Raw genomic sequence first — 26,846 nt, 5'->3', positions numbered from 1 at the left:
TTTATTTTTGGAAGGTTTGCGATATCTCGGCAACAAGCTCAGCAAACACAGGCGGAGGGGCCACCTGACCGGTCACCCACTGGTACAAATCCTGATCATTGTTCATCAAAAGCCCGTCAAATAGATCAAGCTGCGCGTTTGACATCGCCTCCAGATTTGCCTTGGCATAGGCCATCAGCAAAATGTCCATTTCCTTGATGCCCCGGCGCATGGACCGCATCTGCAGACGCTTGATGCGGTTTTCACGGGTCTCCGCTTCGGGTACGATTTCGTTGGGTACGATCTCGGTGAGCATAATTTCGGCGGGCTCACTCATGCCTGGGACTCCGTCAGGCGGCGCAGCGTCTTTTCAATGCGACCTGCCCGTTCGGTCTGGCGACGCAGGTCTTCGCGCAGACCGCGCAGCTCGCGCAGCAGCGCCTGAAAATCCGCGCTCTGTTGGTCCGCCGTTGCCGGTTCGGTCAAATCATCGCCTTCCCCCGTCAGCAGCCAGGACATCGACACGTTCAGAACGCCCGACATCATCGACAGCTTGTTGGCGCGCGGCTCTGACAGATCCTGCTCCCAGGCCATAACGGTGGTTTTCTTGATCCCCAGACGGCGCGCCAGCTGGGCCTGGGTCATATCCGCCGCTTCCCGCGCGGCCGCCACACGGTCGCCAAAAGTTGCCGCGTCCGGGCCATACCAATCCATTTCCGTTTCGCTCATGCCTCAAAGGCCTCCTTCTGGTGCTCGACTTGCGCGCGATCCACGCCCCCTTTGCGGGACAATATAAGGGTACAATGCTGCCCTTGATCGCCATTCGTGGCCACCCTATGACGTTTGCCAGCATTATTCAAACCGAGGCCGTGCGATGACCTTCCTTTCCCAGACCCTTGCCCGTGTAAAACCTTCGCCGACAATGGCCATGACCGCCAAGGCGCAGGAACTGCGCGCAGCCGGCCGCGACGTCATTGGCCTCAGCGCAGGCGAGCCCGATTTCGACACGCCAGAGAACATCCGCAAGGCGGCGGCCGCCGCGATCGACAGCGGCAAGACCCGCTACACGGCGGTGGATGGCATTCCGGAACTGAAAGCGGCGATCTGCAAAAAATTCAAGCGCGACAATGGGTTGGAGTATGAGCCCGCACAGGTCACCGTGAATGCAGGCGGCAAGCACACGCTCTATAATGCCTTTATGGCGACGCTGAACCCCGGCGATGAGGTGGTCATCCCGGCCCCCTATTGGGTGTCCTACCCCGATATGGTGCGCCTTGCAGGTGGCGAACCGGTTCTGGTGGAAACCCGTCTGGAGGATGCCTTCAAACTGACGCCCGAAGCGCTGGAGGCGGCGATCACCGAGAAAACCAAATGGTTCATCTTCAATTCGCCCTCCAACCCCACCGGTGCGGGCTATTCGGCGGCAGAGCTGAAAGCGCTGACCGATGTGCTGATGCGCCACCCCCATGTCTGGGTGATGACCGATGATATGTACGAGCACCTCGCCTATGATGATTTCAAATTCGCCACGCCCGCCGAAGTAGAGCCCGCGCTCTATGACCGCACGCTGACCTGTAATGGCGTGTCCAAAGCCTATGCGATGACCGGTTGGCGCATTGGCTATGCCGCAGGTCCCAAGGCGCTGATTGCCGCCATGCGCAAGGTGCAGTCGCAGTCCACGTCAAACCCCTGTTCCGTCAGCCAATATGCCGCGCTTGAGGCGCTGAACGGCCCGCAGGATTATCTGGCGGCGCATAACGAGGTCTTTGTCCGCCGCCGCAATCTGGTGGTCAAAATGCTGTCCGAGATCGACGGCGTCACCTGCCCGGTGCCGGAGGGGGCGTTTTATGTCTATCCGTCGATTGCCGGGCTGATTGGCAAAAGCACACCCAAAGGGACCCGGATTGAAAATGACGAGGCCTTTGCCACCGCACTGCTGGAAGAGGCCGAAGTGGCGGTTGTCTTTGGCGCGGCTTTTGGCCTGTCGCCGAACTTCCGGGTGAGCTACGCAACCTCGGATGCGCTGCTGGAAGAGGCCTGTCGCCGCATTCAGACCTTCTGCGCCTCTTTGACCTGACCTTTGCGGCCCAGAGAGGGTTCGCCCTGCCTCCGCAGGGCGACCGCATGGCGCCTGCGCAGCAGGCGCCATGCCACCGCAAGCGCCTCGCGGGACGCGAGGCTCATTTCAGGGATTGCGCCTTGCACTGCAAGGCGCCGGGGGCAGGCCGCGCCTTCGGCGCGGCCTGCCCCGTCCCTGCCCCGTCCCTGCCCTGTCCTGTCCGGACCCTCCGATGTCCCTGCGGCGTCCGGTTTGGCGCTCACTTGACGGTGACCGAAGGCCAGTCAGCGTCAGCTCTGGCCCTTCGGAAAGCGGGAGATGCACAACCCTGCTCAGGAGGCTCCGGGCGTTCATCGGGTAGAATGCAGCCCCCAAATTCCCCCCTTTGCCCCACGCGCAGCCCTTGCACGCCGGGCAAAGCCTGTTAGCCTCAGCCTAACCCCGCGCAGACAATAAGGTTTGTGCAGACAAAGCCCGCATTGAAAGAAGACCCGCCCCCATGACCACAAGCCTGCCCGACTATTACTTCCGCATCCGCGAAAATGGCGCGCTGGTCTTTCGCATGGATCACGAAAGCCGCACCCGACGGCTGGAAATGGACCAGATTGCAGTGGTCAACCTGAAGCGCGGCGACATCAAACCCCATGGGGACCGGGTTCTGTCAGACGCGGATCTTGCCGCCATTCACACCTGGATGGAGGAACGCAGCTCCCTTCTGGCCGCGCGCGAAGTGGACGATATCCTGCGCACCGTGGATCACCTGAACCTGACCACCCAATGGGTGCAGAGCCGCGCCACCGACGACCAGCTGGATGCGGTGTCCGATGCGCTGCTGCTGTCGATGCATGACCTGCGCAATATTCTGGTGCGCAAAAAGGCCGAGCGTCTGAGCAAATAAGCCGGCCCCCCGTGCTTTGGCCCGTCCGGATTTAACCAGCCAGGATTTTGCCTGACTGGATTTGACCCGTCAGGATTTGACCTCTCAGCCTGCCTCTGCCGCCTTGGCCGCTTCGCGCGGCAGCACCAGTTTCCAGAACCGCCACATCAATAGCGCCCCGGCAGTGGTCAGGCCAAAGACAAGCCCCATCCAGATCCCCTGCCCGCCAAAACCCGCCATCAGGCCCAGCCCATAAGCGACAGGAATGCCGACAACCCAGTAGCCAAAGCCGGCAATCAGCATCGGAATGCCGGTGTCCAAAAGCCCGCGCAGCAGACCCAGCGCAATCACCTGCATGCCATCGGCCAGCTGGAACAGCGCCGCAATCGCCAGTAGCTGAACCCCCATCGTCAGGATCGCCTCGCGTTGGGGTTCATCCTCGGACAGGAACAGCCCGACCAGCGTTTCAGGCATCAGCACAAACAGCGCCGCAGTCGAACAGGCCAGCCCCAGCGACAGCCAGGTGACCACCACGCTGCCCCGGCGCAGGTGGTCCATGTCCTTGCGCCCGACCGCATTGCCCACCCGAATGGTGGCCGCATTCGACAGCCCCAGATGCAGCATAAAACACAGCCCCGACAACGAAATCGCAATGCCATGGGCGGCCAGCGCCTCCGCGCCCAACCAGCCCATCATCAGGGCGGAGGCCGTAAATAGCGACACCTCGGTCAGGGTGGTAAAGCCGATCGGCACGCCCAGACGGAACACCTCGCCCATCATCTCCCAATCGGGAAGATGCAGGTTCTGCATCAGCGCGTGCTCCGGCAGGCGCCTCAAACAGACCGCCAGCGCCACAGCCGCCGACAGTGCCTGTGTCAGCAACGAGGCAATCGCCGCCCCCATCAGACCCAGTTCCGGAAAGCCAAAATTCCCAAAGATCAGCAGATAGTTCACAAAGGCATTGGCCCCCGCCGCCAGCACCGTGATCCACAGCACCGCCTGCGCCCGCTCCAGACCGCCAAGATAGCTTTTCAGCACCATCACCAGCAGGCCCGGAAAAATCCCCCAGCCCGCAACCCGCAGATACACGCCGGCATCCGCCGCCACGCCCGCCTCCTGGCCCAGCGCCACAAAGATCGGCTCGGAAAACCACAGCAGCGGCATGACCAAAACACCATAAAGCGCGGAGAGCCACAGGCTCATCCGGGTGGCGCGGCGAATGCGGCGCTCATCCTCGCGGGCCGCAGCCTCTGCCACCATAGGCATCACCGCAAAGGCAAAGCCCGCCCCAAACAGCAACAGCACAATGAAATAGGAACTCGCCAATGTGACCGCCGCAAGGGCTTCGACGCTGTACCAGCCCAGCATGGCAGTGTCGGTCAGCCCAATGGCATATTGCGCCAGATGGCCGCCCATCAGCGGCAGGCCCAGCAGGGTCAGCGCGCGCAGATGGCCGCCGACACCCATGGTCGGTGGGTTGGGTGGTTTGCGTGCTGAAACTTCGGACATGTATCGGCCTCCCTGCGCCAGCCTTATGCCTGTGAGGAAGACACGGCAAGCGTCAAAAATGTAAGGAGACAAAGCAGATCAGAACAAAACCGCAAGTTGCGACCACAGAAGACCCAGGCAGATCACCGCCACCAGCGCACCAGCAAAGAGTTCAAGCCCCGCCGCGATCCAACGCCCTTGTTGCATCGCCCCCGGCAGGCCCGCAACGCCGCGCTGCACCCCCGCTGCCCCCATGGCCACCGCCATGGTCACCAGGGCCGTGCCCAGCCCCATGGAAAACGCCCCCAGCACCCCGGCATACAGCACCCCCATGCGCCAGGTCAGCAGCAACACAAACACCGCCCCCGTGCAGGGGCGCACCGCAATGGCCGCAATCAGCACCAGCGCCTCGCGCCATGAGGTCAGACGCGCAACTTCCTCGAGGCTTGGGGCATGGCGGTGGCCGCAATCGGGGCAGATCTCGCTGCTGTGGTCCACGCAGCCCGCGCCGCGTCCGACGGCCAGAAAACCGGGGCTGGAGGTGTCGGCGCTGGACATGTCAGCGCCAGTCGCCGCCTGCATCTGCTGCCGCGCCAGCCCCGCCATACCGGCCTGAGGGCGCGGCCTATCCGGCACGGGCGCAGCAGACACAGCGCGGCCCGGCGTCAGCAATCGCCAGCCCCGACGCAGCCCCCGCAGGGCAAGGTAGATCCCCAACAGCGCCATGGCTCCATAAGACACCGGCGCCAGCAGGCCTTCGGCCGTATCGGTCATATCCGCCCGCCCCCAGCCAAGCACCCATGCGCCCGCCAGCACCAGAACCACTGCCGTGGTCGCCTGCGCCAAAGACGCCAGCAGCGACAACAGCGCCAGCCGCCGCAGCGCCACCCGCCGCGACAACCCATAGCCGCCCAGAACCACTTTGCCATGGCCCGGCCCCACCGCATGAAACAGCCCATAGGCAAAGGTCACCGCGCAGAGCGACCAGATCGCCCCCGGATGCCCGGCCCGCAGCCCCCGCAGCGCGCCCGCCATGGCGTTTTGTGCCGCGCGTTGCCCGTCGGCGGCCCAGATCCGCAGATCCGCCAGACCGCCAAACGCCCAGAGCCACAGCCCACAGGCCGCCAGCACCACGCCCGCCGCGCCCACAAGCGCCAGCACCACCCCGCGTCGCCTGTGCGCAGGGTCAAACTGCACAGCGTGATCTGACAAAATCCCGCGCTCCTGCCGCATCAGCTGCCCCCGCAGCGCAGCTGCACTGTATCGGCAAAGGCCCGGCCCACTTTCGGATAGCGCGCCTCGGCCTCGCTTTCAGGCATGGCAAACAGCAGCTCTTCGACCAGCGAATAGGCAGCGTTCAGATCCGGCGGGGTCACCGCGCCGGCACAGCCCGGCACCTCGGCAAACCCGATCAGGGTGTAGGCTTTGAAAAAGGTCGGATCATAGGCGCGCAGCACCAGACCATCCGCCGCAACTGGCACGGTCAGGGCCCGGCGGTGAACCGATGTAATGCGCCCCTCCGCCAGTGTGACCGCCACCGCCTCCGGCGCGCCAAGGGCCACAGTGGGGCTGCCGTCCTGCGGGCCAAGGCTCAGAAACAGATCCCCCCCAGGCAAGTCGCCCCAGTTCAGGTCAAACCCGGTCAGCGTGGCCCGTTCTTCCGCGGTCAGAATCCCGTCATAATCCGGGTCCAACTGCCATTCGTCCAGCACCAGCAGGGTTTCGAATTCGTCATAGGTCCAACTGACCTCAACCGCCTGCACCAGACCGGCCGCGTCGACCTCCAGCGCAAGGCGCGTGTCCACAAACACATGCGGATGCGCCGCCAGCGGGGCGGCCGACAGACACCCCAAAGCGGCGATCAGGAGGGGATAGATCCTATGCATACCCAAGCTGTACCCACCCCGCCCCGGCAGGACAAGTGCCCCCGCCCCGCCCAAGCGATGCGTTGCTGAAGACGCCCTAGCCCGCGCGGGTGTCCGGATGCAACGCTTTGCCCAGAATATGGTCTGAGCGATGGATCACATGATGCGCCTGGCCGACGATCAGCGGATCGGGGGCCTTGGCGATCTCCGGGTCTTTGCCGGGATAGTCCAGCGTCGACAGAAAGTGGCGCATGCAGTTCAGCCGGGCGCGTTTCTTGTCGTCCGATTTGATCACCGTCCAGGGCGCATCAGCCGTGTCGGTGTAAAAGAACATCGCTTCCTTGGCCTCGGTGTAATCATCCCATTTGCCAAGGCTCGCCTTGTCGATCGGCGACAGTTTCCACTGTTTCAGCGGGTCGGTTTCGCGGGCGCTAAAGCGCAGCTTCTGTTCATTCTGCGTGACCGAGAACCAGTATTTGTAAAGCCGAATGCCCGAGCGCACCAGCATCCGCTCCAGCTCGGGGGTCTGGCGCATGAACTCCAGATACTCATTGGGCTGGCAAAACCCCATAACCCGTTCCACACCCGCGCGGTTGTACCAGGACCGGTCATAGAGAACCATTTCACCTTCGGTCGGCAAATGATTGATATAGCGCTGGAAATACCACTGACCGCGTTCTTCGTCCGAAGGTTTGTTCAGCGCCACCACCCGCGCCAGACGCGGGTTCAGATGTTCGGTAAACCGCTTGATGGTGCCACCCTTGCCAGCTGCATCGCGGCCCTCAAACAGCAGCACAAACTTCTGCCCCGTCTCCTGCGCCCAAAGCTGCACCTTCAAAAGCTCCGCCTGCAACTGGGCCTTTTCGCGCTCATAGGCCGGGCGGCGCAGCTTGCCGCGATAGGGGTAACGCCCGCTTTCAAAGGCCCGGCGGATTTCCTCGGGCGTGGGCACATGGGGACGGCGCAGGGCTGTGGGTTTGGGGGCCGGTTTCACCGCCTCTGCTTCTGTCGGGGGTGCTGCAACAATCTGGTCCATCTGCCTCTCCTATCGGTTCCTTAAAAATCCGACAGGAGCCTAGACCTCAGCGCCCCGCGCTGCCCTGACCTAGATCAAGAACCAGCACCAAACGCCTCTGCCCGCACCGCCACTGCGGCAATCGCGGCCTCGACATCGCCTGCCCGCGTGCGGTGATTGGCAATGGCGGCGCGCAACATCAATATCCCGTCAACACGGGTGGTGGAGAACACCGCTGTGCCGTCTTCCTGCATGTCCTGCGCGATCTGCGCGTTCAGGTCCGACTGTGCTGCGGGCGCAAGATCGGCGCGCGCGGTAAAGACACAGACATTGCTGACCACGGGACGGGCCAGCGCCATCTTGGGCGTGGCCGTCACCAGCGCCCCCATCTGCGCGGCCAGACGGCAATTGTCGCTGATCGCCTGCGAAAACGCCGCTTCGCCAAACATCTCCAGCGCCGTCCAGACCTTGATCGCGCGATTGCCCCGGCTCAGGTCAATGCCATAGTCGCAGAACCACGGCTCGCCCCCCGCAAGACCCCGCGCTGCGCCCTCCAGATAGGCCGGGCGCGCCGCAAAGGCGGCGCGGTGCGCGCCCTCATCGGCAATCAGACACAGACCACAGTCGTAGGACACATACATCCATTTGTGGAAATCCAGCGCGATACTGTCAGCCCGACCAATGCCATCCGTCAGCCCCCGCCAGGGGGCCTCGGCAATGCGGGTCCAGGCCCCAAACGCCCCGTCCACATGCAGCCAAAGGTCTTCTTCCGCTGCCACATCGGCCAGCGCCTCCAGATCGTCAAACAGACCCAGATCCACCGACCCCGCCGTGCCCACTACAAGGAATGGCGTGGCCCCGGCCGCACGGTCCTCGGCAATCATCGCCCGCAGCGCGGCCGCATCCATCTGCCCCTCGACCAGCGGCACCAGACGCAAGTTCTCGTGCCCAACGCCCAGAACCTCGAGCCCCTTCTTGGTGGCATTATGGACGCCCGCACCGGCATAGGCCGTCAGCCGCGCCTGCTGCCCTTTGGCGCGCACGGTCGTATCGGCCCGCACCCGCGCGGCCTGAAAGGCAATCACGGTTGCCTGCGAGGTGCCGGTGGTAAACACGCCCGAGGCGCCCGCAGGCATCCCCATCTTCTGGCGCGTCCAGTCAATGACCACGCGCTCCATCTCATTGGCACCGTGATGCCGACCACCGCAGTTGGCGTTCACCGCCACCGCCGCCATCGAGGCAATCAGATCCGAGGCCAGCCCGGTGCCCTGCACCCAGCCCCAGTACCGCGGATGAATATTGCCGCCATGGTTGGGCAGCACATCGGCGTTGATCCGCGCAACCACATCGCCGCCCTGCCCAATTTCAAAGCGTTCCGCAAGGTCATCCGGCACCACCTGCCAGGGGCGGTCGCGGGCCTCAATCATCTGATCGATGGCCAGATCCAGCATCTTATGCGCCTCTGCGCGGAAGGCGTCCCAGTCCTGCGGGTCCAAACCTTCGGGATTTACACCTGTTTTTGCACCAGATTTTGCCTCGAACTTGCTCATAACGCCCCCTCCCCTTGAGATGCTGCGCTGTCCTGCCACAAGATGCTGGGGTTTTCCACAGCCCATGCGCCCTCTTCCGCTCGGTCACAACACCTGCCATAATGGCCTTCAACCAAACGATCCAACCAAAAGAGCAGCCCGACGCCCATGGCAGATGATCTCCTGAACTCCGCAGCCGGTGAAACTTATGACGCCTCCTCGATCGAGGTGCTTGAAGGACTGGAACCGGTCCGACAACGCCCGGGCATGTACATCGGCGGCACGGACGAACGCGCGCTGCACCATATGGTGGCCGAGATCCTCGACAACTCCATGGACGAGGCCGTCGCTGGCCACGCCAACCGGATCGAGGTCGAACTGCACGAGGATTATTCCGTCACCATCCGCGACAATGGCCGCGGCATCCCGATCGACCCGCACCCCAAGTTCCCGGACAAATCCGCGCTCGAGGTGATCCTCTGCACGCTCCACGCGGGCGGCAAGTTTTCGGGCAAGGCCTATCAGACCTCGGGCGGTCTGCACGGGGTGGGCTCCTCCGTGGTGAACGCGCTGTCGGATCTTATGGTCGTGCAGGTTGCCAAGAACAAAGAACTGTTCGAACAAAGCTTCTCGCGCGGGATCCCCCAGGGCGGGGTTGAAAAAGTCGGCGCCGCCCCCAACCGGCGCGGCACCTCTGTGACCTTCCACGCGGACGAGCAGATCTTTGGCTCGCACCGGTTCAAGCCTGCGCGCCTGTTCAAACTGGTGCGGTCAAAGGCTTACCTGTTCTCGGGCGTGGAAATCCGCTGGAAATCCGCCATCGACGACAAGGAAACCCCCACGGAAGCCACCTTCCACTTCCCCGGCGGCCTCAAAGACTACCTGACCGAGGTGCTGGGAAAATCCTCCGTCTACGCCGACGTGCCCTTTGCCGGCAAAGTGGAGTTCCGCGAAAAATTCGGCGAACCGGGCTATGTGGAATGGGCGATCAACTGGACCCCCTCCCGCGATGGGTTCACCCAGTCCTACTGTAACACCGTCCCCACCCCCGAAGGCGGCACCCATGTCGCAGGCTTCTGGGCCGCGATCCTCAAGGGGATCAAGGCCTACGGCGAATTGGTCGGCAACAAAAAAGCCGGGCAGATCACCCGCGACGATCTGATGGCCGGCGGCTGTGCGCTGGTGTCCTGCTTCATCGCCGACCCCGCCTTTGTCGGCCAGACCAAAGACCGCCTGTCCACCGAAGCCGCCGCCAAGATGGTGGAAAACTCGGTCCGCGACCACTTTGACAACTGGCTGGCTGCCGACAATAAATCCGCCGGCGCCATCCTCGACTTCCTGATCCTGCGCGCCGAAGAACGCCTGCGCCGCAAACAGGAAAAAGAAACCCAGCGCAAATCCGCCACCAAGAAACTGCGCCTGCCGGGCAAGCTGACGGACTGCACCGCCAAAAACCGCGAAGGCACCGAGCTGTTCATCGTGGAGGGCGACTCGGCCGGCGGCTCCGGCAAAGGCGCGCGCAACCGGACCAATCAGGCGCTTTTGCCGTTGAAGGGGAAAATCCTGAACGTTCTGGGCGCGGCCTCCTCCAAGCTCGGCTCCAACGCCGAAATCCGCGACCTCTGCGAGGCGCTGGGGGTTGGTCTGGGCACCAAATTCAACCTCGATGACCTGCGCTATGACAAGATCATCATCATGACCGATGCGGACGTCGACGGCGCCCATATCGCGTCGCTCCTGATGACCTTCTTCTTCACCCAGATGCGCCCGCTGATCGACGGCGGCCACCTCTATCTGGCCTGCCCGCCCCTGTTCCGCCTGACCCAGGGCGCAAAACGCGTCTATTGCCTGGACGAGGCCGAGCGTGACGCCTGGCTGGAAAAGGGCCTCGGCGGCAAAGGCAAAATCGACGTGAGCCGCTTTAAGGGTCTCGGCGAAATGGACGCCAAAGACCTGAAAGAGACCACAATGGACCCCACCACCCGGAAATTGATCCGGGTCACCATCGACGAGGACGAACCCGGCGAAACCGGTGATCTGGTCGAGCGTCTGATGGGCAAGAAACCCGAGCTTCGTTTCCAATACATTCAGGAAAACGCGAAGTTCGTGGAGGAGTTGGATGTTTAAAACCGAACTAAATTGAGGTCGGATTGAAAGTTATTGAATTTGTGATCAAGCAACACCCCATTTGGGTGACGTCTGGATATTTAGGGCTGCTGGCAGGTGTGTTTTTCAAATACACATCTGCTGGCGCATCGCTTTCACTAAATGAGCTTGGAGATTATCTCGCGGGGGCATTTGCCCCTTTAGCCTTCTATTGGCTTGTTCTGGGATTCTTTCAGCAAGGAAAGGAATTACAGAATAGCGTCGATGCGCTAAACCAAAAAGCAATACAGCTGAAACAATCCGCAAGCGAGCAGAGCAAACTGGTAAGCTCCAACCAAAAATTGATTGAGACCCAAAAGGCCATTGAAAATTATAAGCTCTGGCAGGAACTTGTTCACACCTTAGAAGTCACACGTGCCGATTTAGAAAACATACGTAAATCGTGTAACACCGCCAAATCCATGGTAATGCCAACTATTTCTGGTTACACTTTTCAAGTGAACAACCATCGAGGCAAAGATCACCTTCGAAGCAAGCTCGTAACCTTAAGATCTTTTTCAGAAAGAGTTTCCAAAATTCTTGAAGAATCTGAGAAAGCCCTGAGCGACATTGGGGAAGTTTCTCTTCCCGAGCACTCACCTACCAGACCAATTCCCTACTCAATAGTACCCCGAGTTTACAAACTCCATGCAACAGCTAGTCGGCTAAAGGAACAAACTATCCCTCTCCAAGAAGAAGCTAGCAAGCTCCAACACTAGGCCCGCGCCTGACCTTGGGGCGGTGCGAAGCGCCTTATCGGGGGGAGTTGAGACCGTCTTGGAAACTGTCCCTGGAACAGTTTCAGGTCGAAACGGGCGGAGCCCAAGGCGCGGGCCGTGCCACTGCGCGCCACGTCCCAAAGGGGCACACTCGCAAACGTTTCGCATTGGTTCAAAGCCCCCAGCGCAGGGCCCGGCGTGTTCATCTTTTTATAAATATCCCCGCCGGAGGCTCCCCCCTAGCAACCCACGATGACGACACCGGCTCCCGCGAAGCGAACCGGTTCTGGGCTCCGCCCGTTTTCACCTTAAACTGTCCCCCGGACAGTTTATCGCTACGCGAACCGGTTCAAACTCCCCGCCGGAGGCTCCCCCAGAATCCGCGCGCGATACGGCCAGCGTTGGCGCGTGGGGATAGCCGGTTCTGGGCTCCGCCCGTCCACGCCTCAAACAGTCCCCCGGACTGTTTGTCCCTGCGGGAGCCGGCGTGAACTGTTGCACACTCACCGTACGCCCTCCTCGCCGCGCCTTAACCCCCATCCCCTATCCTCCCAATCGTCGCGACATGACGATCAGGAGACACCGGACGCCCCGAGACCACCCCCAGCGCGCAACTCGCGCAGAGGCAGGGTGCAGGATGGGTCCGTAAGGAGACGCTTCACCGGACGCGGGGTATTTATCCCCGCCCGACCCTCCGCCCTTATCGGCGGCCGCCGATCTTTGCCTGAACAACAAATCTGAACCACAAGACTGACCAACAAAGCCGTGAGCGCCCACGCTCTGATATTGATAACCCCGGGCCCCAGCCCCTACACTCGACCCCGACACACCGGGGCCGGGCCGCATTCGCATGACCTTTATTGCCGACAACCAGTTGATCTTGCTGATCGCCTTCTTCCTCGCGGGCTGCACCGGCACTTGGCGGCTGTTTGCCAAACCCGCAGGGCATCGGGCGTGGAAAATCGCCGATCTGGTCTGGGTGGTGCTGGGCGGCATTGGCGCCATTGTCGCCGTGGTCGCGGGCATCTACAGCGCCGACACCTCGCGGCTGGAACGGCAGATCGACATCGCCTATGCCGCCACCCGCGCGTTCGACACCGACGCCGCCCGCTTCCGCCTGCGCTTCTGCGACCCCGCCTATGACAGCGACACCGCGACCCTGTGCGAGAAGATCGAATTTCTTTCGGCCTCCACCGCCGAAAACGCCGACCTGCCCCTGTTCATTGCCGTCACCGACCGGGTGTCGCCCCTGCGCAAGCTCGATTTCTTTCGCAGCACGGATATGGAGGGCATGGAAGAGGTCGCCGCCTTCGACCCCGACGCCTTTCTGGTGTTCGCCTCGCTCGATGATCCGACCCGCGCCGCCGTGGACAATATGCGCCGCAAGGTGCCCACCATCGCGGGTGATTTCCTGATCCTGGCGCGCGCCTATGACGATCTGATCGAACAGACCCGCCGCCTGCGCGACGAATGGCGCTATCTCCAGTCCAATGCCTATATACTGGTTCTACAGGTGCTGGCGCTCTGCCTGGTCAGCTTTGCCGCGCCGTTCCGGCTGGGCAAATCCATTGTCGATTTAAGAGGATAAACCATGCGGTCCTTTGATGAAATTTATGACATCGCCGCCGCCCGCAAAGGCGGGTCCGAGGCGTTGGAAGCGCAGCTTTCGCGCCCGGATCCCACGGCCAGCCCCCTGCCCGAGGACCGCTGGCTGTCGATCCTGTCCAAAGGCGTGTTTCAGGCGGGGTTCAACTGGAAAGTGATTGAAACCAAATGGGACGGGTTTGAGGCCGCCTTTCATGGCTTTGACGTTGGGCGCAACGCCTTCATGAACGACGATGATTTCGACGCCCATATGCGCAACACCGATATTGTCCGCAACGCCACCAAGATCCGCAGCATCCGCGACAATGCGGTGTTTCTGATGGAGCTGCGCGAAGAAGGCGGCGCGGACAAAGTACTGGGCGGCTGGCCCTCCGAGGATTTCATTGGCCTGCTGGAGATGATCAAAAAACGCGGCAGCCGGCTGGGCGGTATGACGGCGCAATACTCCCTGCGCGCCGCCGGGTGCGATGCCTTTATCCTGTCTCAGGACGTCACCGCGCGGCTGATCGCCGAAGGCGTCATCGACAAGCCCGCCACATCCAAAACCGCCATGACGGCGGTGCAGGCCGCGTTCAACACTTGGGCGGATCAGTCGGGTCGCTCGCTCACCGAAATCTCTCAGGTGCTGGCGCGCAGTGTTTAGGCCGCTCCTCTTTCTGCTGCTTTTGCTGGCCGCCTGCGGCCGCGCCCCCTCCGAGGCAGAGCGCGCCTTTCTGCACAGCCTTCACGGAGACAGCCTCGACACCACGCGGCTGCGCATTCACGATGGTGCGCCGGTGCTGCCGGTGACCTTCACCCGCAAACCACGCCCGCGCACCGCCTGTCGCGAACGGATCTTACCGCCCGTCAAGTCCACCGAGACGGTGAAAACAACCCCCATTGCCGTGGCGCTTGGCAACCATGTGTTCATGACCCAGGATTGGTACGCCGAGGATTACCTGAAAGGCTTTCCCGACCGGCTGCACCTGATGGCGGCGATGCTCTACGCGCATGAGGCCACCCATGTCTGGCAATGGCAGAACCGGCGCACAACTGGCTACAGCCCGCTGCGTGCTGCGCGCGAACATGTGAGCACCGCTGACCCCTATCTGTTCGATCTGGAAACACATTCCGACTTCCTCGACTATGGGTTTGAACAGCAGGGCGCGATCATGGAGGAATATGTCTGCTGCCGCGCCTTGGACCCAAAAGGCGCGCGCACCAAACGGCTGCATGCCATGCTGGCAGACGCCATGCCTGTCGCGCCCCTGCCACAGGCGCGCGAACATACGGTTCTGTTGCCGTGGAAAGGCGCAGAGCTTGCGGGAATTTGCAATTAACCGCCTTGCCCGAATCTGAGCAGCAGGCTCAGATCTCCGAGAGGCAGGAGGAGCCCATGACCCATTACGCGCTGACAATGCTGGCCGCTGGCATTGGCATTCCCATTCTCGCCGCCCTGAACGCGCGGCTGGGATCGGTCACCGGCAGCCCGGCGCTGGCATCGATTGTGCTGTTTCTGGTGGCGCTGAGCATCGCGCTGGTGTTTTACCTGACAGTTGGTCCGCGCGACCTGAGCGCGCTGGCCAAAGCGCCAAAACATCTGTTTCTGGCGGGCTGCTTCATCGCCTTTTACGTGCTGACCGTGACCCATATTGCGCCGCACTTTGGCGTCGGAAATTCCGTGTTCTTTGTGCTGATTGGGCAACTGATTGCCGCCGCGGCCATTGACCACTTTGGCCTCTTTGGGGCGCAGGTCTCGCCACTGACGCTGATGCGGGCTGCGGGCATTTCAGTCATGGCGGTCGGCGTCTGGATTACTCAAATGGCCTAAATTGAAAGGCAAACGATGACATTCGAAATCACAATCAGCGGTGACACCCGCAAATCCTGCTACTTCGACCAGACTGTCCGCGACGGGGTGCGCAGTTTTCAGGTCTACAACCACATGTATTTGCCCACCGGCTTTGGTGACCCGGAGGCCGAATATGACCGGCTGTTGAATGGGGTTGCCATGTGGGATGTGGCCGCCGAACGGCAGGTTGAGATCACCGGCCCCGACGCAGCCCTGCTGGTGCAGTATCTGACGCCCCGCAACCTTGAAAACACCGCCATTGGTCAGGGCCGCTATGTGCCGATCTGCGATCACGACGGCTTTCTGATCAATGACCCGGTGCTGCTGAAACTCTCGGATGAAAAATACTGGCTGTCGGTAGCCGACAGCGACATTCACCTTTGGGCACAGGCGGTTGGCCGCGAAAGAGGTTGGGAGGTTCAGGTCTGTGAACCCGATGTCTCGCCCCTGGCGATCCAGGGCCCCAAGGCCGAAGACGTCACCGCATCCCTACTGGGCGACTGGGTGCGCGGCCTGCGGTATTTCGGCTTTCAGGAATTCACGCTGGACGGCATCCCCATGCTGGTTGCGCGCTCTGGCTGGTCGAAACAGGGCGGGTTCGAGCTTTACCTGACCGATAGCAGCCTCGGCGGTGAACTTTGGGACCGCGTGAAAGCCGCTGGAGCGCCTTTTGACATCGGTCCCGGCGCGCCCAATGGGGTCGAGCGGCTGGAAAGCGGGCTGGTGTCCTATGGCTCTGACATGCGCCGCCAGACCCTGCCTGCCACCCCGTTTGAACTGGGTCTGGGCATGCTGGTGGATCTAGACGCAGGCCATGATTTTATTGGCCGCAACGCGCTGCTGGCCGCCGCCGCCCAGCCGCCCGAGCGCACCCGCGTTGGTATTCTGGTCAAAGGCACCCCCACCCTGCCCGGTCATCCGCTGCCGATCTGGCGCGACGGCCAAAAGGTCGGCGTTGTGACCGGCATGGCCTACTCCAGCCGGGTTGGCGCCACGATTGCGGTGGGCATGATCCAAAGCGATCTGGCCGACAGCGCAGAGGAGCTCTCCCTGCTTATTAACGACACCGCCTACCCGGCATCCCTGCACCCGGTGCCGTTTCTCTGACGCCCCTTACCGGTCGATCAGGTAATCCGCGATCGCCTGATACGCAGGCAAAGAGGTCGGGTCGATCACCCCGTTCTTTGCCTGCGGATGGGACGCAAACCGCACCAAGACCATTTCGGCGGCAGGATCCACATAGATCGTCTGCCCATGCACGCCCCGCGCCGCATAAGCGCCGTTTTCATTGTGCATCACCCACCACTGGCTTTTGTAGCTTGCGCCCGGAAGGGTCGGAAATCCCGCGAATTTTTCAGGGTCGCCCCCGGCGCGGATGTTCTGGACGACCTCGGCGGGAAACAGCTGTGCGCCATTGATTTCGCCATTGTTCAGCATCAACAGCCCCAGCCGCCCAAGGTCGCGCAAGCCCGCCGTCAGCCCGCCGCCCGCAAAGGGCACGCCAGTGCCATCCACGGTCATATAGGCCGCCTGCTCCGCGCCCATTTTGGACCAGATCCGGTCTGCGGCCAGATCGGTCACCGGCTGCCCCGAAACCCGCGAGATGATCCAGCCCAGCATGTCAGAGTTCACGGTTTTATAGTGAAACTGCGCCCCATGGTCGCCCTCAGGCTGGACCTGTGTGAGGTACTCCCAATAGCCCTCTGGCCCCACATAGCCCGCCGGTTTCGGCAAGGGGCTTGCGGCCTGCGAATAGATCCAGATATCGGCATTCGGGTCGCTGTAGTCCTCGGAATATTGAATGCCGGTGGTCATATCCATGACCTCGCGCACGGTGGCCGATCCAAAGGCGCTGTCTGCGACCTCGGGGATGATCGACGACACAAGCGCGCGATCATCCAGCGCGCCTTCGACCACCAGAATTTCGGCCAGCAGCCCGGTCAGCGATTTGGTCATCGACATGGCTGCGTGTTTGCCGCCTTCGTCCAGACAGCCCGCATAGCGTTCATAGACCACCTCGCCGCGGTGCAGGATCAGCAGCCCGTCGGTGTAATTCAGATCAAAGGCCTCGCCCACGGTCATCACCCGCCCACCGCCGAGGGGACGGAAGGACAGGATGTCGATGATCCGCCGTTCGACCGCCAGATCCTCTGCGCTCAGACGCGGCAGCGGCACCGGCGCGCCAAGGCCCCGGCTGATGTCTTCGGTCGGAAGGAATTCGCGCAAGTGGCAGACCGACCAGCGCAGTTTCGGAAAGGAAAAATAGACGCTGTCCGGCTGGGTGATGATCTTGTCGGCGGGGGGCGGAAACCCCTGCATCCAGCCCAAGGCTTTGGGGTCGGACTGGGCCGCCGTCAACGTCCCCTCTGCGCCGGCGCTCAGCGCCAGTGCGCTGGTCAATACCGCTGCCAAGCTCAGGATTTTACGCATAATCTCACCCTCGACTGATCTGCATGTCGCGTCACAGCCTAGGGTAGAATTGCGGCTTTTCCAGTAAAAAAGACCGTTTGGTCAGGGCAAAGCTCAGCCTGCGATCAGCTTGCCCTCTTCCAGCCGCAGCACACGGTCCATCCGCGCGGCCAGATCCGGGTTATGGGTGGCAATCAGCGCCGACAGACCGGTTTCCGCCACCAGCTCCATCAACGCTGCAAACACCGTATCAGAGGTCGCAGGATCAAGGTTGCCCGTAGGCTCATCCGCCAGCAGGACCGAGGGCTGGTTCGCCATCGCCCGACAGAACGCCACACGCTGTTGTTCGCCGCCAGAGAGCGCCGCAGGTCGATGCGCGGCGCGGTGCGACAGGCCCACGCGCGCCAGCAGATCGGTGCCGCGCTTGCGAGCGTGGCGCTCGGACGTGCCATTGGCAAGCTGCGGCAGCACAATGTTTTCCAGCGCCGTGAACTCTGGCAGGAGATGGTGGAACTGATAGACAAAGCCAATCTCACGACGCCGCATCTCGGTGCGTTTGGCATCATTTGCCCGGGTCAGATCCTGCCCAGACAGCCGGATTTCGCCCGCATCCGCGCCATCCAGAAGACCCGCAATATGCAGAAGCGTCGACTTGCCTGCACCCGAAGGCGCGACCAGCGCCACAACCTCGCCCGGTTTCAACGCAAGCTCTGCCCCCCGCAGAACCGCGACCTCGCCCGGCTCCCCTTTGAGGTAGGCTTTCTCAATGCCCGAAAGCTCCAGTGCGAACTCTGTCATAGCGGGATTATTCATAACGCAGCGCCTCAACCGGGTTCATCCGCGCCGCACGGCGGGCCGGGATAATGGTGACAAGAAACGACAGCCCCAGCGACAGGCCCACAGCCGTGATCACATCGCCCGCCCGCAACTCGGCCGGCAGGGCATAGATGCCACGGATCGACGGATCCCAAACCCCGCCCCCCATGGCAAAGTTCACGAAGGAAAAAATCGGGTCGATATAGATCGCAAACAGGCAGCCCAGGATCACACCGCAGATCGTGCCCACCACGCCGGTCAGCGACCCGCAGAGGAAAAACACCCGCATCACCGATCCCTCGCTCAGGCCCAGCGTGCGCAGGATGCCAATGTCGCGGCCCTTGTTTTTGACCAGCATCACAAGCCCCGAGACAATGTTCATCGTCGCCACCAGCACAAGGATCGACAGGATAATGAACATCACATTGTCCTCGACCTCCAGCGCGCGCAGGAAACTGCCCGAGGCATCGCGCCAGGTCCAGACACCATAGTCGCCGCCCGCCGCCTGCAACAGCGGCAAAACCAGCCGTTCCACATGTTCGGGATCCTGCACCATGACCTCGACCTCATCGGCATAGCCTTCGCGGTTGAAATAGCTCTGCGCCTCGGCAAAGGGCATGTAAACCCGTGTGCTATCAATGTCATAGCGGCCGACGCTAAAGATATAGACCACCTCATAGACATTCACCCGTGGGCTGGTGCCCATGGCCGTGCGCACCCCGTTTGGGGAAATCAGCTTGATCCGGTCCCCGACCCGCACGCCCAGCGTCCGCGCCATGCCAGAGCCCATGGCAATGCCGTCGCCGTAACGGCTCAGATCGCCCTGCGCTTCGCTGCTGCCTGCAACGCCCGGCACCTGCATCAGATCCTCGGCCCGCATGCCATAGACCTGCGCACCGGCATTGCGATCGCCGCGGCTGGCCATGACCTGCCCCTTGACCAGAGGCGCGGCGGTGATCACGCCCTCGACCTCGCGTGCGGCTGCGGCCAGCGCATCAAAATCTTCGATCCGCCGGTCCAGACGACCGGCCAGATTGACCTCTCCGTGAGAATAGAGCGAGGCATGCGCATTGGCGCCCAAGATGGTGCCAACAAATTCCGACCGGAACCCCGACCGCACCGCCAATGTGGCAATCAGCGCAAAGACGGCCAGCGTGATCCCGATCAGCGAGATCCACGTCATCACGCTCACGCCCCCTTCCGAGCGTTTGGCCCGCAAGTACCGCCAGGCGATCATCCATTCAAACCGTGAAAACGGCGGAGGTGTTTTGGCCATGCAATAAAGTCCTGCCCGAAAAGTGCCTTAGAATTTTGCCTGCAACCTGAGCCGTGCGCGCGCCGGGGTCAAGGGCAGAGGTGCCCGTCGGCGGTCTTCCTCGGGTCAGGGGCAGTAAAACTTCTGCCCCCGCGTCAGACAGGTCCGCACCCACAAAGCCGCCTCAAGGTCCAATCACTTTTCTGTCTGACCACCCGGGCTGCCATCACGTCCGCGTGCTTCACAGGTGAGGCGCAGAAGCGTGAGCCGCCGTGAGCCCTGCCCCTCTGGCCGCAGGCTGTGCTGCCGCGCCATGGTCGCGGCGTTGACTGACAGGTCCGCTTTAGATCCGGGGCGCACATCGCCCTGACGCGGTCCAATGGGAGAGTAACAAATGACCGACATTCGTATCACCGTCACCAATACATCCGCCACGGGCGGCACCTTTCTGACACCTTTCTGGTTTGCCGCCCATGACGGCAGCTTTGATCTCTATGACCGGGGCGACGCGGCTTCGGCCGGGCTGGAGGCCTTGGCCGAAGATGGCAATTTTGCCCCCATTAACGCCGAGGTCACGGCCACGGATGCCGATGCGGTGACCGGCGCCGTCTTTGGCGCGGCCGGGCCAATTGCCACCGAGGAAACCACCACCGCCACCCTCAGCGTCGATGGCAGCAGCGCCGCCTATCTGTCGCTGGCGGCGATGATCCTGCCCTCGAACGATGCCTTTGTCGGCACCGGAGAGGCGCTGCGCCTGTTTGACGATCAGGGCCGGTTTCTTGGCGCGCAGACGGTGAATTTCGAAGGCACGGATGTGCTGGATGCGGGCACCGAGGTCAACACCGAAGAAGACGCAGCCTTCCTCAACCAGACCGCGCCCAACACCGGTGTCGATGAAAACGGCGTGGTCACCCTGCACCCCGGTTTCCTGCCGGAAGGCGAAGGCAATATTCTGGGCGGCACCAATGCCTTTGGCGCGGTCATTGACCCAGAGGTGGCCGACTTTACCCAGCCCGGCGCAGGCATCGCCGACATCCATATCAACCGGGTCGAGACCACCACCGGCAGCAACCGCAGCGATTTCCTGCGCGGCAGCAGCGCCGATGACATTATCCACGGCGAAGCCGGCCGCGATGTGCTGATCGGGCGGTCGGGCTATGACGACCTTTATGGCGGCGACGGGCGCGACTATCTGCTGGGCGGGCGCGGCAATGACCGGCTCGACGGCGGCGATGGGCGCGATCTGCTGAAAGGCGGGCGGGACAATGACCTGCTCTTGGGCGGTGCGGGCAATGACACTCTGAAGGGTGGTCAGGGCCAGGACGTGCTGGATGGTGGCACCGGGCGGGATATTCTGAAAGGCGGGCGCGACGCGGATGTGTTTGTGTTCCAAGAGGGATACGGCCGCGACACGGTGCTGGGGTTTCAGGCCGGCGAAGACTATTTGGCGCTGTCCATCGACGGGGTCGATGATTTTGACACCCTGCTGGAGTTCGGCCGCGAGCGAGGCAACGAGGTGCGGTTCAACTTCGGCGACGGCGATGTGCTGGTGTTGAAACACACCAGTCTGGACGCGCTGGAAGCCGAGAATATCGACTTTATCTGATCCGGACCCAGATGGGCCGAAGGCGCGACGCGTGCCTGCATCGGCTTTGAGCCGCCAACGCCCGATGGGCTCCCGCCGCTTTTTGGTGTTTTGCCTGCGGCAAAAAACCGAAAAAGCGTTGGGGGTGGCGCCGGGCCTTTGGCCCGGCGCCACCCCCAACCTACCCGGCCCAACCGTTGAAGGGCATGTTTCATGCCCGCACAACGGGCGGGAGACCCCGCCAAAACGAAACCCCGCCAGAGCGGTCTGGCGGGGTCTTGTCGTAATCAGCGAGGACCGTGCTTAGAACCCTTGCGGGGTGCGGTGGTCGGCGTAGATCTCGACCAGTTTCGCCACGGCGGCTTCGGGCGTCAGCTCTTCACTTTCGCCGCTGCGGCGCGAGGTCAGTTCCACAACGCCGTTCTTCAGCCCACGCGGGCCGACGGTGATGCGCCAGGGCAGACCGATCAGATCCATGGTGGCGAACTTGCCGCCTGCGCGTTCTTTGCGGTCGTCATAAAGCGCCTCAAGACCCACAGCGGCCAGCGCTTTCTCAAGGCTTTCGCAGGCGGCATCTGCTGCCTCATCACCCTGCTTCAGGTTGACAATACCACAGTGGAACGGGGTCACGCCTTCGGGCCAGATGATGCCGTTGTCGTCGTGGTTGGCCTCAATGATCGCGCCCAGAAGACGGGACACACCGATCCCGTGCGAGCCCATATGCACCGGAACCTCGCCATCGGCGGTCTGGACCTTGGCGCCCATGCTCTCGGAGTATTTGGTGCCGAAGTAGAAGATCTGGCCGACCTCAATGCCGCGCGCGGTGCGGCGGCGGTCTTCGGGGATCTCGTTGAACAGCGCCTCGTCGTGGGTCTCATCGGTGCGCGCATATTTGGTGGTGAACTCTTCCAGCACGCCCTGGCACTGTTCGACGCTGTCATAGTCGATCTCGCGGTCGCCAAAGGTCAGATCGGTCACGGCGCTGTCATAGAAGACCTCGGACTCGCCGGTTTCGGCCAGCACCAGGAATTCATGGGTGTAGTCGCCGCCAATCGGGCCACCATCGGCGCGCATCGGGATCGCCTGCAGGCCCATACGTTCGTAGGTGCGCAGGTAGCTGACGAGGTGACGGTTATAGGCGTGCAGCGCGTCCTCTTTGGTGAGGTCGAAGTTATAGCCGTCTTTCATGTAGAATTCGCGGCCGCGCATGACGCCGAACCGGGGGCGGATTTCGTCGCGGAACTTCCACTGCACTTGGTACAGTGTCAGCGGCAGGTCTTTGTAGGAGGACACATGCGCACGGAAGATGTCGGTGATCATCTCCTCATTGGTGGGGCCAAACAGCATGTCGCGGTCGTGGCGGTCCTTGATGCGCAGCATTTCCTGACCATAGTCATCATAGCGCCCGGATTCCTTCCACAGATCCGCAGGCTGCATGGTCGACATCAGCATCGGCACGTGACCGGCGCGGATTTGTTCTTCGTGAACAATGCCTTCGATCTTTTTCAGCACCTTAAAGCCCAAGGGCAGCCAGGAGTAGATGCCAGCGGCGGATTGTTTGATCATGCCGGCCCGCAGCATGTAGCGGTGGCTGACGATCTGGGCCTCGGAGGGGTTCTCTTTCAGAACCGGCAGGAAATAGCGGGACAGGCGCATGGTCGCTCTCGTCTTATCTGTGAAATCTTTGTCCCAAAAGCGTCTAAGCCATCGCCGCGCCGCAAGCAATCATGCTTTGCACAACGCCTTTTGGGGCGGCCCCTCACCGCGGCGGCGGCGGGTGTCGCCAGCGGTCGGTTTTCCCTGCCCGCTGCTTGACCTTGCGAAACCTGTCGCAGAACCGCGTCACAAGAAGATTCTGGTAATAATTTTTCGATAGCGTTGCGCTGTTACACCCCTACCGCGCGACAAGATGCGGCGGATTTTGACTTTAACGAACCCAATGGGCCCGGCTGTGCCAAAGGGGCTCACAGGACTGTCTGTGAACGATATGATCTTTCCGCAAGAGCCCTTCGCCATTCAGGAGGAATTTGCCCTCTATGATCTGGAGCTTGTGGACGCGCCGCCGGAACGCGCCTTTGACAATCTGACCGATCTTGCGGCGCGACTTTTGGGGGTTGAGCGCGCCATGATCCTGTTCAGCCTGACCAGTCAGGACACGCTCTATGTCAAAAGTGCCGCCTGCATAGGGGCCTATTCCGACCAGGACTGCATTGGCGCGCGTTACCGGCTAAGCCGCAGTTTCAGCCGCGAGGTGATCCTGGCAAAAGCGCCGGTTGCGGTGGTCGACGGGGCCACCGACCCGCGGGTTTTGCGGCGCAAGGTCGACAACTGTCAGGAATGCTGTGCCTTTCTGGGCGTGCCGCTGAGCCTGCCGGATGGCAGCTGTGTCGGGGTCTTATGTGTCACCGCACCCGACCCCCGCGTCTGGAGCGACGAGGACATTCGCCTGCTGACGCAGATTTCCCAATGTGTGGACGAGCAGATTTCCCTAAAGCAGGCGCTGAAGGAAACCGAAGTGGCAGAAGAAGCCGCCCGTGAAGCCGCCGCCGCGCGCGAAAGTTTTCTGGCCCATATGAGCCACGAGATCCGCACGCCGCTGAATGGGATCATTGGCGGGGTGGATCTGCTGCGGCTGAGCACCGATCCGGCGGAACGCGACACGCTGGTCGAAACCATTGATCGTTCGGCGCAGAACCTCTTGCGGCTGCTGAACGATGCGCTGGATCTGTCGAAGGTCGATGCCGGACGGATGGAGCTGGAAGAGGCGCCCTTTGATCCCTGCGCTGTCGCCCGCGAGGTGCATCAGCTGTTTAAACCCAATGCTGAGGCCAAAGGCATTGTGTTGGAGATGCGCCTGAACGGGTTTGAAGCCCGCGAAATGCGCCGCGGCGATGCTTTCCGGCTGCAGCAGGTGCTGGCCAATCTGGTCAGCAATGCGGTGAAATTCACCGATCACGGCCGGGTGGTTCTGACCCTGAACGCGGATGAGGCGGGCATTGGCGTCCGGGTGCGCGATTCGGGCTGTGGCATCCCGCCCGAGCAGCTGCCCAAACTGTTTGAACCCTACAGCCAGGCCGAGGCGTCAGTTGCCCGCAAAAAAGGTGGCACGGGTCTGGGGCTGGCGATTGTCAAAAGCATTGTCGCCCTGATGGGCGGCGAGATTTCGGCGCGCAGCACCCTTGGCAAAGGTGCAGAGTTCAGCTTTGATCTGCCCCTGCCCCGTCTGGCCCCGGTTGCGCCGCCGCGCAAGGTGCGCTCTGGGGCCACGGGCTTTCGCGGCGCGCGGGTTCTGGTGGCGGATGACAGCAGCGCCAACCGGATGCTGATTTCGCGCATGCTGGAACAGCTGGGCGCAACTGTGGTGCTGGCCGCCGACGGCGAAGAAGCGGTTATTCTGGCCTCGGACGGGGGGTTTGACATGCTGCTTCTGGACATTCAGATGCCCGGCCTGACCGGCGTGGAGGTGATCCAGACCCTGCGCGCTGCCGATCTGGCTGCCGAAGGTCTGACCTTGGGTTATGCGGTGGCGGTGACGGCCAATGTCTTTGCCGAACAGGTCGAAGGATATCTGGCCGAGGGCTTTGATGCCTGCCTTGCCAAACCCCTGCGTCTGGACGATCTCAAAGCGCTTGGCGCACCGCTGGAGAGACGGCAGTTTGCCAACGCATAAGGCGGTTTGGCCAATGCGATTTTTCCCGTGCATGTTTCGCCTTGCAAGAGGACAGAACTTGGGTGACCTTCGCAGCGGTTTAACCGTTAAAGGATGTCGCCCATGGCCCTGCCCGCCCGCAAACAGCTGACCTATTGGGGCATTGCTGCTGTTGTTTTTTCCCTTGTTCTCTGGGCCTTGGGGCATGTTCTTCTGCCCTTTATCCTTGGCGCGGCGATTGCCTATCTGATGGATCCGGTGGCCGACCGGCTGGAGCGGTCGGGGTTTTCGCGCGAAGCGGCAACCGCGATTATCACCGTCAGCGCCGTGGTGATCATTTTCCCGCTGGTTCTGGTGGTGGTGCAGATGCTGATCGGGCAGATGGTCGATCTGATCCATACGTTGCCGCAGGCGCTGTCTGACCTGCGCGCCTTTGCCCACAAACAATTTCCGCAGATCTTTGACGAAGGCAGCCGCCTGCGCGCGCTGCTGACCCAGATCTGGTCGGCGCTGCAGGGGCGCAGCGGCCAGTTTGTCGAGGCCTTCATCGGATCGGCCATGTCGCTGATCAATGTGATCGTGCTGGTGGTGATCGTGCCGGTGGTTGCGGTCTATCTGCTGCTCGATTGGGACCGGATGATTGCCCGCATTGACGCCCTGCTGCCGCGCGACCACGCGCCGGTGATCCGCCGTCTGGCGGGCGAGATTGACGCGGTTCTGGCCAGTTTCATCCGCGGCATGGGCACCGTCTGCCTGATCCTTGGCACCTATTACGCCATTGCGCTGATGGCGGTTGGGCTGAACTTTGGTCTGGCGGTTGGCTTTGTCGCCGGGCTGGTGACGTTCATCCCCTACCTCGGGTCGATCATTGGCGGCGTGCTGGCGATTGGTCTGGCGCTGTTTCAATACTGGGGCGGCACCGAGGTCGTGGACGGCCAGACCGTAACCATCGCCACCGATTGGGTCCGCATTGGTCTGGTGGCGGCGATCTTCTTTCTGGGTCAGATCGTTGAAGGCAATTTCCTGACGCCGAAACTGGTCGGCAGCTCTGTTGGTCTGCACCCGGTGTGGCTGCTGCTGGCCCTGTCTGTCTTTGGCGCGCTGTTTGGCTTTGTCGGTATGCTGGTTGCGGTTCCTGTCGCGGCAGCGCTGGGGGTGCTTGCACGTTTTGCCACCACCCAGTATCTGGACAGCCGCCTCTATCAGGGGCTAACCCACCCGACCGTCACGCGACATGTGCGTGAGGATAGTCTTGAGGACAGCGACGCCTAAATGTCAAAACAGCTGAGCTTTGACCTGCCTGCCAAACCGGCGCTGGAGCGGGAGGATTTCTTTGTCGCCCCCTCCAATGCGATGGCGGTGGCTTTGCTGGACCGGAACTTCACCTGGCCTTCGGGCAAACTGGTGCTGAGCGGCCCCAAGGGCGCAGGCAAAACCCATCTGGTGCATGTGTGGGCGGCCGAAAGTGGCGCGCGTATTCTGCGGGCGCGTGACCTGCATGAACGCGATGTGCCCATGCTGGCGCGTGGGCCGGTTGCGGTCGAAGATGTGCCCGACATTGCCGAGGACGGCCCCGCGCAGAACGCCCTGTTTCACCTCCATAATATGGTGCTGACCGAAGGCCACCAGCTGATGCTGACCGGCCGCCCCGCACCTGCGCAATGGGATCTGGGGCTGGCCGATCTGCAAAGCCGCGTGCAGGCCGCCACCCATGCGGCTCTTGCGCCACCCGATGATGCGCTGCTGTCGGTGGTTCTGGCCAAACTCTTTGCGGACCGGCAAATCACCCCAAAAGCGGATGTGATTCCCTATCTGGTCAGCCGGATGGACCGGTCTTTTGCCGCCGCCCAAGCGATTGTCGAACGGCTCGACAAGATGGCAATGGCAGAGCAGCGCATGCTCAACCGCGCGCTGGCCATTAAACTGATGAGCGCGGATCGCGAAATGTGATCCGTCATGCCAGCATAAGTTGACCCGCCCCCCTTCCAATGTCACATTATTTTTACACTCACGACCCTCG

At 62.1% G+C, this 26,846-nt stretch carries 25 protein-coding genes; 13 read left to right on the top strand and 12 right to left on the bottom strand.

The genetic code is table 11. The features are described from left to right. Window position 1 precedes the first annotated feature (1 nt). Both TRM7557_RS16175 and TRM7557_RS16170 read right to left on the bottom strand, forming a co-directional pair. Entirely contained in the window at window positions 2–295 is a 294-nt protein-coding gene (locus tag TRM7557_RS16175; RefSeq protein WP_058291617.1) for a succinate dehydrogenase assembly factor 2, read from the bottom strand. A 17-nt stretch (window positions 296–312) separates the two neighbouring features. Further along, on the bottom strand, window positions 313–708 hold the full coding sequence (locus TRM7557_RS16170; protein WP_058291260.1) for a helix-turn-helix domain-containing protein: 396 nt from the start codon (window positions 706–708) through the stop codon (window positions 313–315). 145 nt (window positions 709–853) lie between these two features. On the opposite strand from TRM7557_RS16170, the gene TRM7557_RS16165 reads away from it, so the two are divergent. Further along, on the top strand, window positions 854–2,056 hold the full coding sequence (locus tag TRM7557_RS16165) for a pyridoxal phosphate-dependent aminotransferase (RefSeq protein ID WP_058291259.1): 1,203 nt from the start codon (window positions 854–856) through the stop codon (window positions 2,054–2,056). Here the strand turns inward: TRM7557_RS16165 and TRM7557_RS20395 are convergent. Then, window positions 2,029–2,163 (bottom strand): hypothetical protein, encoded by a 135-nt coding sequence (locus TRM7557_RS20395; RefSeq protein WP_268873727.1) that lies wholly within the window; start codon window positions 2,161–2,163, stop codon window positions 2,029–2,031. The genes TRM7557_RS16165 and TRM7557_RS20395 overlap by 28 nt on opposite strands. 374 nt (window positions 2,164–2,537) lie before the next feature. On the opposite strand from TRM7557_RS20395, the gene TRM7557_RS16160 reads away from it, so the two are divergent. After that, window positions 2,538–2,936, top strand: a complete 399-nt coding sequence (locus tag TRM7557_RS16160) for a hypothetical protein (RefSeq protein WP_058291258.1) — start codon at window positions 2,538–2,540, stop codon at window positions 2,934–2,936. 84 nt (window positions 2,937–3,020) lie between these two features. Here the strand turns inward: TRM7557_RS16160 and TRM7557_RS16155 are convergent, their stop codons facing one another. The 5 genes from TRM7557_RS16155 to TRM7557_RS16135 all read right to left on the bottom strand — a co-directional run bounded on the left by TRM7557_RS16155 (window position 3,021) and on the right by TRM7557_RS16135 (window position 8,833). Further along, window positions 3,021–4,424, bottom strand: coding sequence for an MATE family efflux transporter (locus tag TRM7557_RS16155; protein WP_058291257.1), 1,404 nt, complete (start codon window positions 4,422–4,424; stop codon window positions 3,021–3,023). Between the two features lie 78 nt (window positions 4,425–4,502). After that, entirely contained in the window at window positions 4,503–5,615 is a 1,113-nt protein-coding gene (locus TRM7557_RS16150; RefSeq protein ID WP_235811501.1) for a nickel/cobalt transporter, read from the bottom strand. A gap of 20 nt (window positions 5,616–5,635) precedes the next feature. Next, window positions 5,636–6,289, bottom strand: a complete 654-nt coding sequence (locus tag TRM7557_RS16145) for a DUF1007 family protein (protein ID WP_058291256.1) — start codon at window positions 6,287–6,289, stop codon at window positions 5,636–5,638. A gap of 76 nt (window positions 6,290–6,365) precedes the next feature. Next, window positions 6,366–7,304, bottom strand: coding sequence for a polyphosphate kinase 2 (gene ppk2 / locus TRM7557_RS16140; protein WP_082626638.1), 939 nt, complete (start codon window positions 7,302–7,304; stop codon window positions 6,366–6,368). 74 nt (window positions 7,305–7,378) lie between these two features. Then, window positions 7,379–8,833, bottom strand: a complete 1,455-nt coding sequence (locus tag TRM7557_RS16135) for a pyridoxal phosphate-dependent decarboxylase family protein (protein WP_058291255.1) — start codon at window positions 8,831–8,833, stop codon at window positions 7,379–7,381. Between the two features lie 147 nt (window positions 8,834–8,980). Between TRM7557_RS16135 and parE the strand changes: the two genes are divergently transcribed. The 7 genes from parE to TRM7557_RS16105 all read left to right on the top strand — a co-directional run bounded on the left by parE (window position 8,981) and on the right by TRM7557_RS16105 (window position 16,219). Continuing rightward, window positions 8,981–10,939, top strand: a complete 1,959-nt coding sequence (parE, locus tag TRM7557_RS16130; protein WP_058291254.1) for a DNA topoisomerase IV subunit B — start codon at window positions 8,981–8,983, stop codon at window positions 10,937–10,939. A 23-nt stretch (window positions 10,940–10,962) separates the two neighbouring features. Then, window positions 10,963–11,676 carry a hypothetical protein gene (locus tag TRM7557_RS19895; RefSeq protein WP_074941804.1) on the top strand — a complete coding sequence of 238 codons (714 nt, stop codon included), beginning with the start codon at window positions 10,963–10,965 and terminating at the stop codon, window positions 11,674–11,676. Between the two features lie 850 nt (window positions 11,677–12,526). Then, complete coding sequence (locus TRM7557_RS16125) at window positions 12,527–13,264, top strand: hypothetical protein (protein ID WP_058291253.1); 738 nt, start codon at window positions 12,527–12,529, stop codon at window positions 13,262–13,264. 3 nt (window positions 13,265–13,267) lie between these two features. Beyond that, window positions 13,268–13,924, top strand: a complete 657-nt coding sequence (locus TRM7557_RS16120; protein ID WP_058291252.1) for a DNA-3-methyladenine glycosylase I — start codon at window positions 13,268–13,270, stop codon at window positions 13,922–13,924. Then, window positions 13,917–14,600, top strand: coding sequence for a hypothetical protein (locus tag TRM7557_RS16115; protein ID WP_058291251.1), 684 nt, complete (start codon window positions 13,917–13,919; stop codon window positions 14,598–14,600). The genes TRM7557_RS16120 and TRM7557_RS16115 overlap by 8 nt, the downstream gene beginning before the upstream one ends. 56 nt (window positions 14,601–14,656) lie before the next feature. Then, on the top strand, window positions 14,657–15,091 hold the full coding sequence (locus TRM7557_RS16110) for a DMT family transporter (protein WP_058291250.1): 435 nt from the start codon (window positions 14,657–14,659) through the stop codon (window positions 15,089–15,091). A gap of 15 nt (window positions 15,092–15,106) precedes the next feature. Then, window positions 15,107–16,219, top strand: coding sequence for a glycine cleavage T C-terminal barrel domain-containing protein (locus tag TRM7557_RS16105; RefSeq protein ID WP_058291249.1), 1,113 nt, complete (start codon window positions 15,107–15,109; stop codon window positions 16,217–16,219). A gap of 6 nt (window positions 16,220–16,225) precedes the next feature. On the opposite strand, the gene TRM7557_RS16100 is transcribed toward TRM7557_RS16105, so the two are convergent. The 3 genes from TRM7557_RS16100 to TRM7557_RS16090 all read right to left on the bottom strand — a co-directional run bounded on the left by TRM7557_RS16100 (window position 16,226) and on the right by TRM7557_RS16090 (window position 19,613). Further along, on the bottom strand, window positions 16,226–17,542 hold the full coding sequence (locus TRM7557_RS16100) for a serine hydrolase domain-containing protein (RefSeq protein ID WP_058291248.1): 1,317 nt from the start codon (window positions 17,540–17,542) through the stop codon (window positions 16,226–16,228). Between the two features lie 93 nt (window positions 17,543–17,635). Next, window positions 17,636–18,319: an ABC transporter ATP-binding protein gene (locus TRM7557_RS16095; RefSeq protein WP_058291247.1), complete on the bottom strand. Its 684-nt coding sequence runs from the start codon at window positions 18,317–18,319 to the stop codon at window positions 17,636–17,638. A 7-nt stretch (window positions 18,320–18,326) separates the two neighbouring features. Then, entirely contained in the window at window positions 18,327–19,613 is a 1,287-nt protein-coding gene (locus TRM7557_RS16090) for a lipoprotein-releasing ABC transporter permease subunit (protein WP_058291246.1), read from the bottom strand. A gap of 373 nt (window positions 19,614–19,986) precedes the next feature. Between TRM7557_RS16090 and TRM7557_RS16085 the strand changes: the two genes are divergently transcribed. Beyond that, entirely contained in the window at window positions 19,987–21,198 is a 1,212-nt protein-coding gene (locus tag TRM7557_RS16085) for a spondin domain-containing protein (RefSeq protein ID WP_058291245.1), read from the top strand. A 282-nt stretch (window positions 21,199–21,480) separates the two neighbouring features. Here TRM7557_RS16085 and proS read toward each other — a convergent pair whose 3' ends face one another. Then, entirely contained in the window at window positions 21,481–22,833 is a 1,353-nt protein-coding gene (gene proS, locus TRM7557_RS16080) for a proline--tRNA ligase (RefSeq protein ID WP_058291244.1), read from the bottom strand. Between the two features lie 331 nt (window positions 22,834–23,164). On the opposite strand from proS, the gene TRM7557_RS16075 reads away from it, so the two are divergent. The 3 genes from TRM7557_RS16075 (at window position 23,165) to TRM7557_RS16065 (ending at window position 26,776) form a co-directional block, all read left to right on the top strand. Continuing rightward, the gene (locus tag TRM7557_RS16075; protein WP_074941837.1) at window positions 23,165–24,847 is read left to right on the top strand and encodes an ATP-binding protein; all 1,683 of its coding nucleotides are present in this window, start codon (window positions 23,165–23,167) and stop codon (window positions 24,845–24,847) included. A 102-nt stretch (window positions 24,848–24,949) separates the two neighbouring features. Then, complete coding sequence (locus tag TRM7557_RS16070; protein ID WP_058291242.1) at window positions 24,950–26,098, top strand: AI-2E family transporter; 1,149 nt, start codon at window positions 24,950–24,952, stop codon at window positions 26,096–26,098. Next, window positions 26,099–26,776: a P-loop NTPase family protein gene (locus tag TRM7557_RS16065; protein ID WP_058291241.1), complete on the top strand. Its 678-nt coding sequence runs from the start codon at window positions 26,099–26,101 to the stop codon at window positions 26,774–26,776. Window positions 26,777–26,846 lie beyond the last annotated feature (70 nt).

The sequence above is a fragment of the Tritonibacter multivorans genome (genome assembly GCF_001458415.1).
GTDB classification, from domain to species: Bacteria; Pseudomonadota; Alphaproteobacteria; order Rhodobacterales; family Rhodobacteraceae; genus Epibacterium; species Epibacterium multivorans.
This window is presented reverse-complemented; position numbering and strand designations above follow the sequence as displayed.